The sequence below is a fragment of the Rhodoferax sp. ZS1R25 genome (assembly GCF_056521335.1).
This window is the reverse complement of the sequence record NZ_JBWMAZ010000001.1, coordinates 1,000,665-1,015,620: the sequence shown is the minus strand read 5'-3', so window position 1 is coordinate 1,015,620 and position 14,956 is coordinate 1,000,665. Positions and strand designations below refer to the sequence as shown.

16 protein-coding genes are annotated in these 14,956 nt (G+C 62.8%); 9 read left to right on the top strand and 7 right to left on the bottom strand.

The genetic code is table 11. The features are described from left to right. Positions 1 to 2: 2 nt before the first annotated feature. Together AC097R_RS04805 and AC097R_RS04800 are read right to left on the bottom strand one after the other, a co-directional pair. Positions 3 to 977 carry a LysR substrate-binding domain-containing protein gene (locus AC097R_RS04805; RefSeq protein WP_479596472.1) on the bottom strand — a complete coding sequence of 325 codons (975 nt, stop codon included), beginning with the start codon at positions 975 to 977 and terminating at the stop codon, positions 3 to 5. A 29-nt stretch (positions 978 to 1,006) separates the two neighbouring features. Beyond that, the gene (locus AC097R_RS04800; RefSeq protein WP_479596471.1) at positions 1,007 to 1,579 is read right to left on the bottom strand and encodes a hemerythrin domain-containing protein; all 573 of its coding nucleotides are present in this window, start codon (positions 1,577 to 1,579) and stop codon (positions 1,007 to 1,009) included. A 36-nt stretch (positions 1,580 to 1,615) separates the two neighbouring features. On the opposite strand from AC097R_RS04800, the gene AC097R_RS04795 reads away from it, so the two are divergent. Beyond that, on the top strand, positions 1,616 to 2,149 hold the full coding sequence (locus AC097R_RS04795) for a hypothetical protein (protein ID WP_479596470.1): 534 nt from the start codon (positions 1,616 to 1,618) through the stop codon (positions 2,147 to 2,149). 22 nt (positions 2,150 to 2,171) lie between these two features. On the opposite strand, the gene AC097R_RS04790 is transcribed toward AC097R_RS04795, so the two are convergent. Together AC097R_RS04790 and AC097R_RS04785 are read right to left on the bottom strand one after the other, a co-directional pair. After that, on the bottom strand, positions 2,172 to 2,780 hold the full coding sequence (locus tag AC097R_RS04790; RefSeq protein WP_479596469.1) for a hypothetical protein: 609 nt from the start codon (positions 2,778 to 2,780) through the stop codon (positions 2,172 to 2,174). Between the two features lie 140 nt (positions 2,781 to 2,920). Next, complete coding sequence (locus AC097R_RS04785) at positions 2,921 to 4,756, bottom strand: ABCB family ABC transporter ATP-binding protein/permease (protein WP_479596468.1); 1,836 nt, start codon at positions 4,754 to 4,756, stop codon at positions 2,921 to 2,923. Between the two features lie 40 nt (positions 4,757 to 4,796). On the opposite strand from AC097R_RS04785, the gene AC097R_RS04780 reads away from it, so the two are divergent. From AC097R_RS04780 to AC097R_RS04745, 8 genes are all read left to right on the top strand, one after another. After that, positions 4,797 to 5,213: an acyl-CoA thioesterase gene (locus AC097R_RS04780; RefSeq protein WP_310340463.1), complete on the top strand. Its 417-nt coding sequence runs from the start codon at positions 4,797 to 4,799 to the stop codon at positions 5,211 to 5,213. A gap of 176 nt (positions 5,214 to 5,389) precedes the next feature. Further along, a complete protein-coding gene (locus tag AC097R_RS04775; protein WP_479596467.1) occupies positions 5,390 to 6,286 on the top strand; it encodes a branched-chain amino acid ABC transporter permease in 897 nt (298 codons plus the stop codon). Between the two features lie 4 nt (positions 6,287 to 6,290). Next, positions 6,291 to 7,367: a branched-chain amino acid ABC transporter permease gene (locus AC097R_RS04770; RefSeq protein ID WP_479596466.1), complete on the top strand. Its 1,077-nt coding sequence runs from the start codon at positions 6,291 to 6,293 to the stop codon at positions 7,365 to 7,367. Next, positions 7,364 to 8,188: an ABC transporter ATP-binding protein gene (locus tag AC097R_RS04765; RefSeq protein ID WP_479596465.1), complete on the top strand. Its 825-nt coding sequence runs from the start codon at positions 7,364 to 7,366 to the stop codon at positions 8,186 to 8,188. The genes AC097R_RS04770 and AC097R_RS04765 overlap by 4 nt, the downstream gene beginning before the upstream one ends. Next, positions 8,185 to 8,982 carry an ABC transporter ATP-binding protein gene (locus tag AC097R_RS04760; RefSeq protein WP_479596464.1) on the top strand — a complete coding sequence of 266 codons (798 nt, stop codon included), beginning with the start codon at positions 8,185 to 8,187 and terminating at the stop codon, positions 8,980 to 8,982. Before AC097R_RS04765 ends, AC097R_RS04760 begins: the two co-directional genes overlap by 4 nt. A gap of 4 nt (positions 8,983 to 8,986) precedes the next feature. Further along, positions 8,987 to 10,840: an AMP-dependent synthetase/ligase gene (locus tag AC097R_RS04755; RefSeq protein ID WP_479596463.1), complete on the top strand. Its 1,854-nt coding sequence runs from the start codon at positions 8,987 to 8,989 to the stop codon at positions 10,838 to 10,840. 50 nt (positions 10,841 to 10,890) lie between these two features. Beyond that, a complete protein-coding gene (locus AC097R_RS04750) occupies positions 10,891 to 12,066 on the top strand; it encodes an ABC transporter substrate-binding protein (protein WP_479598093.1) in 1,176 nt (391 codons plus the stop codon). A gap of 226 nt (positions 12,067 to 12,292) precedes the next feature. After that, a complete protein-coding gene (locus AC097R_RS04745; protein WP_479596462.1) occupies positions 12,293 to 12,853 on the top strand; it encodes a PEP-CTERM sorting domain-containing protein in 561 nt (186 codons plus the stop codon). Positions 12,854 to 12,917: 64 nt separating this feature from the next. Here AC097R_RS04745 and AC097R_RS04740 read toward each other — a convergent pair whose 3' ends face one another. The 3 genes from AC097R_RS04740 to AC097R_RS04730 form a co-directional block, all read right to left on the bottom strand. Beyond that, on the bottom strand, positions 12,918 to 13,178 hold the full coding sequence (locus AC097R_RS04740; RefSeq protein ID WP_479596461.1) for a hypothetical protein: 261 nt from the start codon (positions 13,176 to 13,178) through the stop codon (positions 12,918 to 12,920). Between the two features lie 72 nt (positions 13,179 to 13,250). Beyond that, complete coding sequence (locus AC097R_RS04735; RefSeq protein WP_479596460.1) at positions 13,251 to 13,760, bottom strand: thioesterase family protein; 510 nt, start codon at positions 13,758 to 13,760, stop codon at positions 13,251 to 13,253. Positions 13,761 to 13,769: 9 nt separating this feature from the next. Beyond that, positions 13,770 to 14,954: an acyl-CoA dehydrogenase family protein gene (locus AC097R_RS04730; RefSeq protein ID WP_479596459.1), complete on the bottom strand. Its 1,185-nt coding sequence runs from the start codon at positions 14,952 to 14,954 to the stop codon at positions 13,770 to 13,772. Between the last annotated feature and the right edge of the window lie 2 nt (positions 14,955 to 14,956).

The window sequence follows — 14,956 nt, the reverse complement described above, 5'->3', positions numbered from 1 at the left end:
GTCTATGCCACTGTGCCCTGGGTCAGCAGGTAGTCCCACAGCGCCTGGGCTGAGCCCTTGGGTGTGCGGGTTTGGGCGCGTTGCGCCGCGGTCAGGCCGCGGGCTGCCTCTTTGCCGGAGAGGCGTTCGCGGTAGGCGCGCACCTCCATGGTGATTTGCAGGCCCTTCATCTGGGGCGGCAAGGCACTCACCAGCTTTTTGGCGCGCAGGTCTTTTTTCACCGCACTGAAGGGCAGAAACGCCACGCCGTGGCCCTCCAGCGCCATGGCCTTCAGGCCTTCGGCCATGTCGGTTTCGTACACACGGTCGAAGTGGATGGCTACATCGGCCTGCTTGAGGATCAGCTCCACCATCTGCCCCAGATAGGCGCCCGGCGCATAGCCTAGGTAGGGCAAGGGCTGACCGGCCTTGCCGGGCAACATGAACATGGGCTGGCCATCGGCATCGGGCTTCACATAGGGCGCCACCACCTCCTCACCCAGGCTAACCATCTCGTAGCGGTCGGCATCCAGTTGGTAGGGCTGCGAGGGGTGGTGGTAGGCGATCAGCAGGTCGCAGCTGCCCTCCACCAGGCGCAACACCGCGTCGTGCACGTTCAGCGCAATCAGGCGACTTTTGAGCGGGCCAAACTTTTCCCGCAGACCGGACACCCAGGCCGGAAAGAAGGTGAAAGCCAGCGTGTGCGGCACGGCGAACTCCACCACGTCTTGCGCGGCGGTGGTATGCCCGCGCAGCATGGCGCGCGTGCTTTGCAGGGCTTGCAGCACTTCCAGCGATTGGTCGTACAGGGTTTCACCCGCCGGGGTCAGGCGCGTGGGGTAGCTGCTGCGGTCCACCAGATCGGTGCCCGCCCAGGCCTCCAGCGACTGGATGCGCCGCGAGAACGCGGGCTGGGTAACGTGGCGCAACTGCGCGGAGCGGCTGAAACTGCGGGTCTCAGCCAAAGACACAAAGTCTTCAAGCCATTTGGTTTCCATGGGCCGTGATTATGCGCGAATTGCATGGATTACGCAGCCACTTCCGGTCGTACCCCACGCCGGGCCATCATGTCCTCCGCCATGGCCTGCAGCGCGGTAGCCGACAACATGGCCTGTGCAGCCGGGTAAGCCAGGCCGTCTTCGTGCACCATATGCTGGCCATACAGCGCGGCAAACCGGTCCAGGGCCGCGGTCTGCTGCGGGGTCAACGTGAAAGCGCCCGTGCTGTCTTCGGCAACCGCCAACAACGCCACGCGGGCCGCGGCCCAGGTGGCTTCCATGTCGCGGTGGTCTTGCATGAGCTGGCGCACCAGGGTGCGCAGCGCGGCGTCGGCGCGCAGCAGCAGCAGCGGGGGAAACACATGCAGCTCTTCGTCCTGGTGGTGCAGCGGGGCAGCCACGTCAAAATAGCGCAGCACATCGCGTGCGGCCTGGCGGGCGTTGTCGTCACAGCCTACGTCCACCAGGTGCTGTTGCAAGCGCTGCAACAGCGCCAGGCTGCGGTGCACGCGCTCGTGGCAGGCGGCCAGCATCTCAAACGGCGCCTCAAACCCCGCCTGCGGCGCGGGATGGGCGATCAGCGGTAACTGGGAACGGGCCATGGCGGCATTATCCGGCGCACCGCACAATACGGCCCCATGCGTGTATTGACCTGGCTCCGCACTTCGGCCCCGTTGGCCACCCTGGCCACCGCTCTGTTGTACGGCGGCGCACTGGCACAGACACGGCTGGACGAAACCCTGCTGCACCTCAGCGAAACCGAGCTGCAGGCACGCCTGCCCGAGCTGCGACGTGCACTCAAACCCGTGGTGGGCCCGCGCGGGCTGCGCGGCACCTGGACCGCGCCCGGCGCGCACCTCCAGGGGCTGGCACTGGACACCACGTTTTACCTGCGTGCCAAGAGCGTGCAGCGCATTGAGCAGCGCTGGACATCGACCTCGGCACAGGACTGCACGCCGCAGCTGGAGCAGGCATTGGCGAATGATCTGCAAACCCACTGGGGACCTAGCGTGTCCACCACGGAAGACACGGGCACACCCGAGTGGCAGCGCGCCACGCTGTGGACGCAGGGCGACGCCGAGGCGCGGCTGCTGTTCTCGCAAACCAGTGGGCAATGTGCGGTGATGCTGGTGTACGCGCCCTACCTGCCCAAGGACGCCGCCACGCTGTGAACGCGTGAGGCGGTGCAGGCCTCTAGGCCGCGCCGCTGACCAGTGCGGTGTAGGCCCCGCGCGTGGCGGGTGAGACCGAGGCCAGCACCTGCGCATACGGTGTTTTGTGGCGTGCCAGCAGCCGGGCCGAGGCCACGCTCTTGGAGCGGCAAAACCAGTGGCAGCTGTGTTGCATCAAAAACAGCTCGGCCGACAGCGTGAAGGCCTTGCGCTTGGGGCTGAGCTGCTGCGCGTTCTCCACCACCTGGGCCAAGCCCTGGGCATGGATGGCGAACGCGCGGCGCAGATCAAAGGTGGCGGCGGGCAGAAACGCGGCGGCATAAGGAATCGCCACCGGCAGCTTGCTCACGCGGGTGGCCGCTGCGTCTTCGCGCGCAAATTCGGCGGCAAAGCCCTGGAACTGCTCCACCAGCTTGGCCTCCTGCGCGGCCAGAAAGCTCCACACCTGCGCCTGGCGCTCGGCGTTCTCTTCGCCCAGCGCACGCAGGTAGCCGTCGGTCAGCCCCTCCATCAGACGCTCAATGTCGTAGCGCGACAGCGCCTGGCCCAGTAGCACGATGCGCTGGCGTTGGTCGCGTTTTTTGAGGAACAGAATGCCGCCGGCAATCAGGGCAATGAGGATGAGGTCCATGGGGAAAAAGTGGGGGCGTGACAGCAGGGCGGCAGTGTACGCGGCCGCCAATTGCCCCTACGTTTTGGACTTGATTGCTATGGTTTTAGGAGCTTCTAGCGCAATAGATACGAGGGCTAGAGGCCAAAAATACCCTCAACTCACTCCGCACTCTGCTGCAGCGCCCACATGGCGGCATAGCGGCCATTCGCGGCCAGCAGTTGGGCGTGGTTGCCGCGCTCGATGATGTGGCCGGCGTCCATCACCAGGATCTCGTGGGCGTCCACCACGGTGGAGAGGCGGTGGGCGATGACCAGGGTGGTCTTGTTCTGCGCCACGCTCTGCAACTCGGCCTGGATGGCGCGCTCGTTGGCACTGTCCAATGCGCTGGTGGCCTCGTCAAAAATCATCACGGGCGGGTTCTTGAGCAGCGTGCGGGCAATCGCCACGCGCTGTTTTTCGCCACCACTGAGCTTTAACCCGCGCTCGCCCACCATGGTGTCGTAGCCCTTCGCGGCGGCGTGGATGAAGCTGTGGATGTGGGCCGCCTTGGCCGCAGCTTCCACCTCGGTGCGCGTGGCACCGGGGCGGCCGTAGGCGATGTTGTACTCCACCGTGTCGTTGAACAGCACGGTGTCTTGCGGGACGATGCCCATGGCCTGACGCACGCTGCTTTGTGTCACCTGCTTGATGTCCTGCCCGGCGATGGTGATGCGGCCTTGCTGCACGTCGTAGAAGCGAAACAACAGGCGTGCCAGCGTGGACTTGCCCGAGCCGCTGGGGCCGACCACGGCCACGGTCTTGCCCGCAGGAATTTCGAAGCTGATGTGGTGCAGGATGGTGCGAGCGGGATCGTAGGCGAAGGTCACGTCCTCAAAACGCACCGTGGCATCGGCCCCATTGGCGGCCAGCTGCAAAGGTTGGGCGCCGGGCACGTCGGCAATCTCGCGCTCGCGCTCCATCAGCGTGAACATCTTTTCCAGGTCGGTCAGGCTCTGCTTGATCTCGCGGTAGATCACGCCCAAGAAGTTCAGCGGGATGTAGAGCTGGATCATGAAGGCGTTGACCATGACCAGGTCGCCCAGCGTCATGCGGCCGTCCACCACGCCCTGCGTGGCGCGCCACAGCATGGTGACCAGCGCGCTGGCGATAATGAGCTGCTGCCCGGTGTTGAGCAGGCTGAGCGTGGTCTGGCTCTTCACTGCGGCGCGGCGGTAGCGCTCCAGGTTTTCGTCGTAGCGCTGGGCCTCGAACTCTTCGTTGTTGAAGTACTTCACCGTTTCGTAGTTCAGCAGCGAGTCGATGGCGCGGCTGTGGGCCGTGCTGTCCATCTCGTTCATCTTTTTGCGGAACTGGGTGCGCCACTCGGTCACGGTGATGGTGAAAGCGATATAGACCACCAGCGCCACGATGGTGATCCAGGCAAACCACACGTCAAACTTGACGGCTAAAAGCGTCAGCACCAGCGTCACTTCGATCAGCGTGGGGATGATGCTGTACAGCGAATAGCTGATGAGCGAGTGCACGCCGCGGGTGCCGCGCTCGATGTCACGCGTCATGCCACCGGTCTGGCGCTCCAGGTGGAAGCGCAGGCTCATGGCATGCAGGTGGCGGAACACCTCCAAAGAGATGCTGCGCGCCGCGCCCTCGGTGGCCTTGGCGAACACCAGTTCGCGCAGTTCGGTGAACAGCGAGGTGGACAGGCGCAGCGCACCATAGCCCAGCAGCAGCGCCGCCGGTACCACCAGCAGCGCGGCGGGGTCGCCGGGCTTCAGCGTCATGGCGTCCACCAGGTTTTTCAGCAGCAACGGCACGCCCACGTTGGCCATCTTGGCGCCCACCATGAAGACCAGTGCGGCGATCACGCGCCATTTGTAAATCCACAGGTAGGGGAACAGGCGGCGCAGCGTGTCCCAGTCAGATTTGGCGGGCGTGTTGGGCCCCGGGGTGGCAACGGCGGCAAGGGGGGCGTGGGCGGGGATGCCGGAGGGGCGCATGGGGGACAATCCAGAGAAGAACCAAACAAGGATTGTGCCCATGTCTACCAATTCAAGCCCCGTACTTGTGCAATTACCCTCCGACGAGGAGCTGGTGCTCAAGGTCATCCCCATGCCGGGCGACTGCAATGCCAACGGCGACATCTTTGGCGGCTGGGTCATGGCCCAGGTGGACCTGGCCGGCTCGGTGGTACCCGCCCGCTACACCCAGGGCCGCATGGCCACCGTGGCGGTGAACGAGTTCGTCTTCAAGCAGCCCGTGCGCGTGGGCGACATCCTGAGCTTTTTCAGCAAGGTCAGCCGCATTGGCCGCACCTCCATCACCGTGAAGGTGGAGGTGTATGCCGAGCGCTTTGGCAGCCAGGGCCAGTACATCAAAGTCACCGAGGCGTCACTCACGTACGTGGCCATAGACGACAAGGGCCAGCCCCGTGAGATCCCCAAACGCGACCTGTAGTTGCTACCATTTGTATAGCTACTCGCGCACATTCCACGGGGGCTAGAGGCCTATTTCCCTTAAAGAAGCAGGCATTAAAGTACGCTTCCTATAGGGGTCTACGAGAATAGTGACAACCCTATCGGTGAATCAGGGGAGCACAGCTATAACCGAACTGCACAACACAGGGAGGCAAGGTGCAGTTCCTTCAATTGCTGATCAGCGGCGTGGCACAAGGGTGCATCTACGGCCTGATCGCGCTCGGCTTTGTGCTCATCTACAAGGCCACCGAGACGGTCAGCTTCGCCCAGGGTGAGCTGATGATGCTGGGCGCCTTTGGCGGCCTGGTCGGCATGACGCTGCTGGGCATGCCCTACTGGGCGGCCATGCTGGTGGCGGTGCTGGGCATGGCCATGTTTGGCATGCTGGTGGAACGCCTGGTGATCCGCCCCATCCTCGGCCAACCAGCCTTCTCCATCGTGATGCTGACCATCGGTATTGGCTACGTGGCGCGCGGGCTGATCACCATGATCCCCGGCATGGGCACGGACACCCAGGCCCTGCCCGTGCCCTACAAGGACGAAATCATCAAGATCGGCGGCAACGCCATGGGCATCGGTGCGCTGGTGCTGAACGTGGAACACATGGTGGTGATTGGTGCCACCGGCGTACTGTGCCTGCTGTTGTTTGCACTGTTCCGCTATAGCAAGCTGGGCATTGCCATGCAGGCCGCCTCACAAAACCAGCTGGCCGCGTACTACATGGGCATTCCGGTGCAGCGCTTGAACGGCCTGGCCTGGGGCCTGGCCGCCGCGGTGGCGGCCATTGCGGGCCTGCTGCTGGCCCCCATCACCTTTGTGCACGCCAACATGGGCTTCATCGGGCTCAAGGCTTTTCCCGCTGCCGTAGTGGGCGGCTTTGGCAGCCTGCCCGGCGCCATCGTAGGCGGGTTGGTGATTGGGCTGGTGGAGTCGTTCTCCGGCTTCTATTTGCCCGATGGGTTCAAGGACACGGCGGCCTACATCGTGGTGCTGGTCATGCTGATGGTCAAACCCAACGGCCTGTTTGGCGACACGCTGCGCAAAAAAGTCTAAAACCATGCGCTTCATCTTCAAAACCGATTACGCGCAAGACATCCGCCTGGCCAAGCATGGCGGGCATCTGTTCTGGTACAGCGCGCTGATGTTGCTGCTGGTGGCCGCACCCTGGTTGTTTGCCGAGTACTGGTTGGCGCAGCTGACCTTTGTGCTGATCTACTCCATCGCCGGGTTGGGCATCATGCTGCTGGCCGGGTTTACTGGGCTGTTCTCGCTGGGCCATGCGGCTTTTTTGGGGGTGGGCGCCTATGCACAGGCGGTGCTCACACACCACGGTATGCCGTTTCCCTTGGCGCTGGCCTGCGCGGCGGGGTTGTCCGCCGCCGTGGGCCTGGTCGTGGGGCTGCCGGCGCTGCGCGTCAAGGGCATCTACCTGGGCATGGCAACGCTGTCGTTTGGTTTCATCGTCGAAGAAGTGTTAGCGCGCTGGGAGTCGGTCACCGGCGGAAACGCAGGCATCCATATCGACAAGCCCCAACTGTTTGGCTGGGTGCTGGAGACCGGTGAGCAGTTCTACTTTCTCTGCCTCATCGTCACCGTTATCGCCACGCTGGGCATCCTGAACCTGTTGCGCTCACCCACGGGCCGCGCGTTTGTGGCCATCCGCGATTCCGAAATCTCGGCGCAGAGCATGGGCATCCACCTGGCCTATTACAAGACGCTGTCGTTTTCCCTGTCGGCCGCGCTGGCAGGTGTGGCAGGCGCGCTGTATGCGCACAAGCTGCAGTTCATCTCGCCCGACCAGTTCAACATCCTGCAGTCGATCGACCTGCTACTGATGATTGTGATTGGCGGCGTGGGCTCGGTGCATGGGGCATTTTTGGGTGCCATCTTCCTGATCACCATGCCGCAGGCGATCTCGCTGGTGAAGGACTACCTGCCCGAGGCTGTGGGCCAGGCGCCAGGCCTGCAGGGCGTGGTGTACGGCGCGGTGTTGATCGCCTTTGTGCTGTTTGAGCCCATGGGGCTGTACGGCCGCTGGCTCAAGGTGCGCACCTACCTGCAGATGTTTCCGTTCTACCGCAAGGGCATGTTCAAGCGGCAGAAGTCCTTCCAAAAGTCTGATCGCCTGAAATGAGCAACATGCTGCTTTCCGCCCAAAACCTCAGCGTGCGCTTTGGCGGCGTGCTGGCGGTGAACAACGTGAGTTTTGACGTGAAGCAGGGTGAGGTGTTCACGCTGATTGGCCCCAATGGCGCCGGCAAGACCACCGTGTTCAACCTGATCAGCCGCATCTACACGCCCACCACCGGCACCATTGACTATGCAGGCCCGCACGGCATGCTGACGCTGACCGAGCAGCCCCCGCAGGCCGTGGCCTCGCTGGGTATTGCACGCACCTTCCAGAACATCGAGCTGTTCGAGCACGCCAGTGTGCTGCACAACCTGCTGATTGGCCGCCACACCCACCGCAAGACCGGGCTTTGGCAAGACCTGTTCTTTACCCCCAAGGTGCGCGAGGCGGAGCTGCTGGCACGCGAGAAGGCCGAGGAGGTGATCGAGTTTCTGGACCTGCAGCACCACCGCGACTCGCTGGTGGCGGGCCTGCCCTACGGCGTGCGCAAGGTGGTGGAGATGGCGCGCGCGCTGTGCACCGAACCCAAGCTGCTGCTGCTGGACGAGCCCTCGAGCGGCCTGAATGTGGAAGAAACCGATGACATGGCGTTCTGGATCCAGGACATCAAGAACGAGCTGGGCATCACCGTGCTGATGGTGGAGCACGACATGAGCCTGGTGTCCAAAGTAAGCGACCGGGTGCTGGCGATGAACCAAGGCGAAGTGCTGGCCATGGGCACACCGCGCGAGGTGCAGGCCGACCCCGGTGTGATCGAGGCCTACCTGGGCTCGATCGACGATGTGTCATCACTGCGCCGCCAGACCACGCAGGAGGCCGCATGAGCACGCAGCCGCCGCCCATCAGCGACCAACCGGTGCTCAAACTGCTGAACGTGGAAAGCGCCTACGGCCCCATCAAGGCGATCCGCGGCGTGAGCCTGCAGGTGCGTCGCGGCGAGATTGCCACCGTGCTGGGCTCCAACGGCGCGGGCAAGACCACCATCCTCAAAACGATCTCCGGCATCATCGACCCGCGCAAGGGCTCGGTGGAGTTCAAGGGCGAAGACATCACGGCGCAAGACCCGTCCTACATCGTGCAAGAAGGCCTGAGCCATGTCCCCGAAGGGCGCGAGGTGTTCCCGCTGCTCAGCGTGCGCGACAACCTGTTGATGGGCGCCTTCACGCGCTCGGACCGCGACGGCGTGGCCAAGGACATGGAATCGGTCTACACCTACTTCCCCATCCTGAAAGAGCGTGCCACACAGGACGCCGGCTTGCTGTCGGGCGGGCAGCAGCAGATGCTGGCAATCAGCCGCGCACTCATGGCCAGCCCCGACCTGATTTTGCTGGACGAACCCAGCCTTGGCCTGAGCCCCAAGCTCACCAAAGAGATTTTCGAGATCGTGGTGCGCATCAACCGCGAGCGTGGCACCACCATCCTGCTGGTTGAGCAAAACGCCAACATGGCGCTCAACGCATCGGACTATGGCTATGTGCTGGAGAACGGCCGCATCGTCATGGAGGACACCTGCGCCCACCTGCGTGAGAAGGACGACATCAAGGAGTTCTACCTGGGCATGAAGGAAGACGGCGTGCGCGGCGAGCGACGCTGGAAAAAGAAAAAGACCTGGAGATAGCAGCATGGGACTCTGGGACACCTCACACATCCAACCGCGCAGTGACATCGTCATGGCGGGGGACACCATTCCCGCGATGTTCTGGAATGCAGTGGCGCAACGCGGCCCCAACGTCTGGATGCGCCAAAAGCACCTGGGCCTGTGGCGCAGCTGGACCTGGAACCAGACCGCGGACGCGGTGCGCGAAATTGCGGGCGGCCTGATCAGCCTGGGCTTTGCCAAGGGCGACACCGCCTCCATCCTGGCTAACACGGTGGTGGAGTGGGTGTGGGCCGACCTGGGCATTCTGTCGGCGGGCGGCGTGTCCAACGGCATCTACCCCACCGACGCGCCCAGCCAAGTGCAGTACCTGTGCGAAGACTCCTGCACCAGCGTGCTGTTTGTGGAAGACGATGAGCAACTGGACAAGGCGCTGGAAGTGCGCGAACACCTACCGCGGCTGCGCAAGATTGTGGTGTTTGACATGGAGGGCTTGCGGGGCCTGGACGACCCCGGCGTGATCAGCCTGGCGGCGCTGCGCGCGCTGGGCCGCGCGTACAACGCAGAATTTCCACAGGCGGTGCCACAGCGCGTGGCGGCCTGCCAACCGCAGGACCTGGCGATTCTGGTCTACACCTCAGGCACCACGGGCAAACCCAAGGGCGCCATGCACCTGCACCAGGGTCTGGTCTACACGGTGCGCGGCTTCAACACACTGATTGCGCAAACCGAGCAGGACGAGCGCATGTGTTTTCTGCCGCTGTGCCACATTGCCGAACGCATGGGCGGTGAGTACTTTGCGCTGTACACCGGCTCCAAGCTCAACTTTGTGGAAAACCCCGAGACCATCCCCGAGAACGTGCGCGAGATTGCACCGACGGTGTTCACCGCGGTGCCGCGCGTGTGGGAGAAGTTTTACTCCGGCGTGATGATCGCACTCAAGGAAGCGGGCTGGGTGCAGCAGGCCGCCTACGCCTGGGGCATTGGTGTGGGAACCAGCATTGCCAATCGCGTGCTGGCGGGTGAGCCGGTGAATGCCTGGCTCAAGTTCAAATTCAAGGTGGCCCAGGTACTGGCGCTGAACAATGTGCGCAAGCTCATCGGTATCCACCGCGCGCGCTACCTGGTCACCGGGGCCGCCCCCATCTCGCCCGACCTGGTGCGTTGGTACCTGGCATTGGGCGTTCCCATGCTGGAGGTGTGGGGCATGACGGAGACCGGTGGTGCCGCCACGGGCGTTCCGGCCCACAAGATCAAGCCTGGCACGATTGGGCCTGCGGCGGGCTTTAACGAGGTGAAGTTGGACCCGACCACCGGCGAGTTCCTGGTGCGCGGGAAAAACGTGTTTGCGGGTTACCTGAACCAGCCCGAGAAGACCACCGAGACCATTACCGCCGATGGCTGGCTGCACACGGGTGACGTGGGTGTGGTGGACGCCGACGGCTACTTCCGCATCACCGACCGCATGAAGGACATCATCATCACCGCGGGCGGCAAAAACATCACGCCCAGCGAGTTGGAGAACGACCTGAAGTTCTCACCCTACATCACCGACGCCGTGGTGATTGGCGACAGGCGCGCCTACCTCACGGTGATCGTGATGATCGACCAGGAGAACGTGGAGAAGTTTGCCCAGGATGCCGATGTTCCGTTCAGCAACTACACGTCGCTCACCCGCGCGCCCGAGGTGCAGGCATTGATCCAAGCCGAACTAGACCGGGTGAACCAGAAGTTCGCCCGCGTGGAACAGATCAAAAAATTCTTCTTGCTGGAAAACCAGTTGACCGCAGAAGATGAAGAACTCACGCCCACCATGAAGCTCAAACGCAAGCTGGTGGAGAAGAAATACGAAGCCCAGATAGAGGCCATGTACCTCTGAGCGGCGCACCGCCGCCCAGCATTTTTACCACCGAGGAGACTTTCACCATGATGACACTGCGCACCGCCGCCGCACTGGGCGCCCTGGCCCTGACGGCATCGCTGGCTTCGGCCCAGCAAGGCATCAGCAAAGACGAAATTTTGCTGGGCTCCATCCAGGATTTGTCCGGCCCCATCGCCGGCTTTGGCAAGCAGGCGCGCCTGGGCATGCTGCTGGCCGTGGACGAGATCAACGAGCAAGGCGGCATCAATGGCCGCAAGGTCAAGATCCTGGTCGAAGACTCGGCCTACGACCCCAAAAAGGCCGTGCTGGCCGCACAAAAACTGGTCAACCAGGACAAGATTTTCATGATGGTAGGCCACATCGGTACGGCGCAAAACATGGCCGCCATGCCCGTGCAGTTTGAGAAGAACGTGATCAACTTCTTCCCCATCACCGCCGCGCGCGAGATGTACGAGCCCTTCCACAAACTCAAGTACTCGTATGCCGCCCCTTACTACGACCAGATGCGCCTGGCGGTTCCGAAGCTGGTGAAAGAGAAAGGCGCCAAGAAGGTCTGCACCATGTACCAGGACGATGACTTTGGCCTGGAAGTGCTCAAGGGCGGCGAGGACGGCCTGAAGACCATCGGCATGGAGTTTGCCGAGAAGACCTCGTACAAGCGCGGCGCCACCGACTTCTCCTCGCAAGTGTCCAAGATGCAGGCCAGTGGCTGCGACTTCATTGTGCTGGGCACCATCATCCGCGAAACCATCGGCGCCATCGGCACGGCCCGCAAGCTGGGGTACAGCCCCACCTTCATCGGATCCAGCGCGGCCTACACCGACCTGATCCACAAGCTGGGCGGTCCCGCCATGAACGGCTTCTACGCCACCATGACGGTGCAAAACCCCTACACCGATGAACAGGCGCCGGCCATCCGCTTCTGGGCCAACAAGTACAAGACCAAGTTCAACGAAGACCCCACCGTGTTCTCGGTCTACGGCTACAACATCCTCAACACCTTTGCCACCGTGGCCGGCAAGGCCGGCAAGAACCTGAACACCGAGAGCTTCATCAAGGTGATGGACACACTGAGCATCCCGTCCGACATCTTCGGCAGCGCCCCCCAATCCTTCAGCGCCACCAAGCGCCTGGGCAGCAGCGCATCCCGCATCTCACAAATCACCGATGGCAAATGGAAGGTGGTGTCGGAGTACGTGGGTGACCCGGCATTGAAGAAGTAAGGCGCTTGCGCTTTCAAAAAAGCCACCGTGAGGTGGCTTTTTTTGTTGGGACGCTGAAAGTCAGGTGTGTGCCCGCGTGCGCCATGCCGTCAATTGTTACCACCTGTGTCCATGAAGGCTTTAAAGCTGCTTTTGAATCCAAACGGACTATTGCTCAGTTTTGGTGCGCAAAAACAGAATGCCCGCGAGGCAGGCATTCGCCGCCTCTCAACCAGTGGAGTCAACCATGAAACTAAAGAGACTTTTAACCGCAACCGGCATCGCCGCCGCCTTGCTGTTCGCATCGGCCGCACAGGCCAATACCAACACCTTTTCGGGTCTGACGGGCAGCATTACCGCTTTGGCCAGCTACACCGAAGACGGCATTACTGCGACACCAACCTCCGGAAGCTTTTGGGGCTGGCCTTCTGCGGGACAGTTGCACTTGGACCCCACCGGTTTTGCCGGCAACACGGTCAACTTCACCTTCGCGTCGGGCCTCTTTAACTTGAATAGCCTGGACATCAGCTACGCCAGCAGCGGCGCCGTGGGTGCACTGACCGCTTTCGACACGTCCAACAACGTTTTGTTCACAACCAACATCAATGCCAGCGCTACTGGCACTGTGAACTTTGGTACCTGGAACAACATTGCACGCCTGCAACTCGTCGACACCGGCAGCCACTTGAGTGTGGACAACCTGACGCTAACAGCGGCAGTACCTGAACCCGAAACCTACGCCCTGCTGCTGGCGGGTCTGGGTTGCATGGGTGCCATCGTGCGTCGACGCAAAGCCAAGCAAGCCTGATCGCTCATCGCGCACGCGAGCATGCGCAAGCAACCGGGGGCTTCGCCCCCCGTTTTCATGACTATCAGGGCTCGCGGTTCTGCGTGAAACCGGATACGGGCTTGCCGCCCGGGCCGGGAACCAGTTCTTCTCGTCGTTTGGCGTCCAACCCGGGCGTCACGTGCATATCGGTATCGACCTGTCCCGCATCCAGGTCGCGCTTGGCCTGGACTATGCGCGGATCGGGGGCTTGCCCTTGTTGGGATGCAGCTTCGTCGCGGTCGTGTGGCAACGCCAGACGCTTGCCATTGGGTGCCTTTGCACGCGGGCGCTTGGGGACGGTCATAGAAATCCTGACGTAGTGTGCCCTCTACCCTAGGCAAGCAGCCTCCCGCCGTATGTGCGGCGACACACCCAATCAGGAAACGATGTACGCCGCAGCCCCGCTGGACAGCAACTTGCCATCAGCACCCAGAAACTCCATGCGCGTGGAGGCCACGCGCGAGCCCAGGCGCATGACTTCAGCGCGCAGCTCAAAGCTCTCCCCAATGCCGGGGCGCAGGTAGTCCACCCGCAAGTCGATAGTGCCCAGCTTGGCAAAGCGGTGCAGGCGCTGCAGAGGCGCCTCGTCCATGTGGCGCGCACCGATGGCGGCCATCACGGCCAGACCGCCCATGGCGTCCAGCCCCGCGCTGATGACGCCCCCGTGGATGCGGTTGAAGCTGTAGTGGCCCACCAGCTCGGGTTTCATGGCGATGTGCGCCACCACGCACTGTGGCGTGATGCTGGCAATCTTCAGCCCCAGCACCTGGTTGAACGCGATGCTGTGCTCAAAGATGCGTCGCAGGCCCTCGATGAACTCGGCTTCAAACACTACCGCGGTATCTGGGCTGTCAACGGAAGTAACGGGCACAGGTGTTTTGGGCATGGGGCATTCTCACAGGCCGAGCTGACGGCTGGCCAACTCTTTCATGATCTCTTCGGCACCACCACCAATCATCATGACCTTGACCTCGCGGTAGATGCGTTCGCACGCAGTGCCACGCATAAAGCCCATGCCACCCAGAATCTGCACGCCCTGGTCGGCGCAAAACTGCATGGTTTGGGTAGCGTGGTTTTTCAGCAGGCACACCTGCGCAACCCACTCTGCGCCCTTGGCCGACTTGTCGCCGCGGTCACCGGCATCGGCACGCGCCGCCACGGCGTGCAGCCACGCGCGGGTGGATTCGATGCGCATCTTCATGTCCATGAGTTTGTGGCGAATCACCTGGTGGTCGATGAGTGCGGTACCAAAGGTCTTGCGCTGCTGCGCCCAGCCCAGTGCCTCGTCGTAACAACACTCTGCGAAACCCAGCGCCATGGCGGACATGGACAGGCGCTCGCCGTTGAAGTTGGTCAGGATGATCTTGAAGCCCGCGCCCTCCTCGCCCACCAGGTTGCTGGCAGGTACCCGCACGTTGTCAAAGCGCAGGTGCGCTGTGTCGGAGCACCACCAGCCCATCTTCTTCAAAGGGCTGCGCGACAACCCCACCGCATCGCCCGGAACCATGAGCATGGAGATGCCCATGGGGCCTTTGTTTTTCAGATCGGTGCGCACGGCCACCGTAAGCCAATCCGCGCGCATACCAGAGGTGATGAAGACTTTCTCGCCGTCCACCACGTAGTCGTTGCCGTCCAGCCGCGCCGTGGTTTTGAGGGCGGACACATCGGTGCCGCCGCCGGGCTCGGTAATGGCCAGTGCGGCAATCTTCTTACCGGCCAGCACGTCGGGCACCACCTGCTGCTGCAGGGCTGCAGAGCCATGGCGCAGCACCGGTGGCAGGCCAATGTTGTGGCTGAACAGGCTGGCCATGAGGCCACCGCTGCCACCCGTGCGGGCCAGGGCAATGGTCAGCGCGTTGCGCAGCGCCCAGGGCGCGGGCGTGCCCCCCAATGCCTCGGGGTAGCCCAGGCCCAGCCAGCCCATTTCGGCTGCGCGCTGGTACAGCGCACGCGGAAATTCACCTGCCTCTTCCCAGTCATTCAGGTGCGGCGCCACCTCACTGCGGATGAAACGGCGCGCGGTGTCTTCCACCGCGGAAATGTCTTCGGGCGCCATCACCGCAGGCGATTTGGCCTGCATCG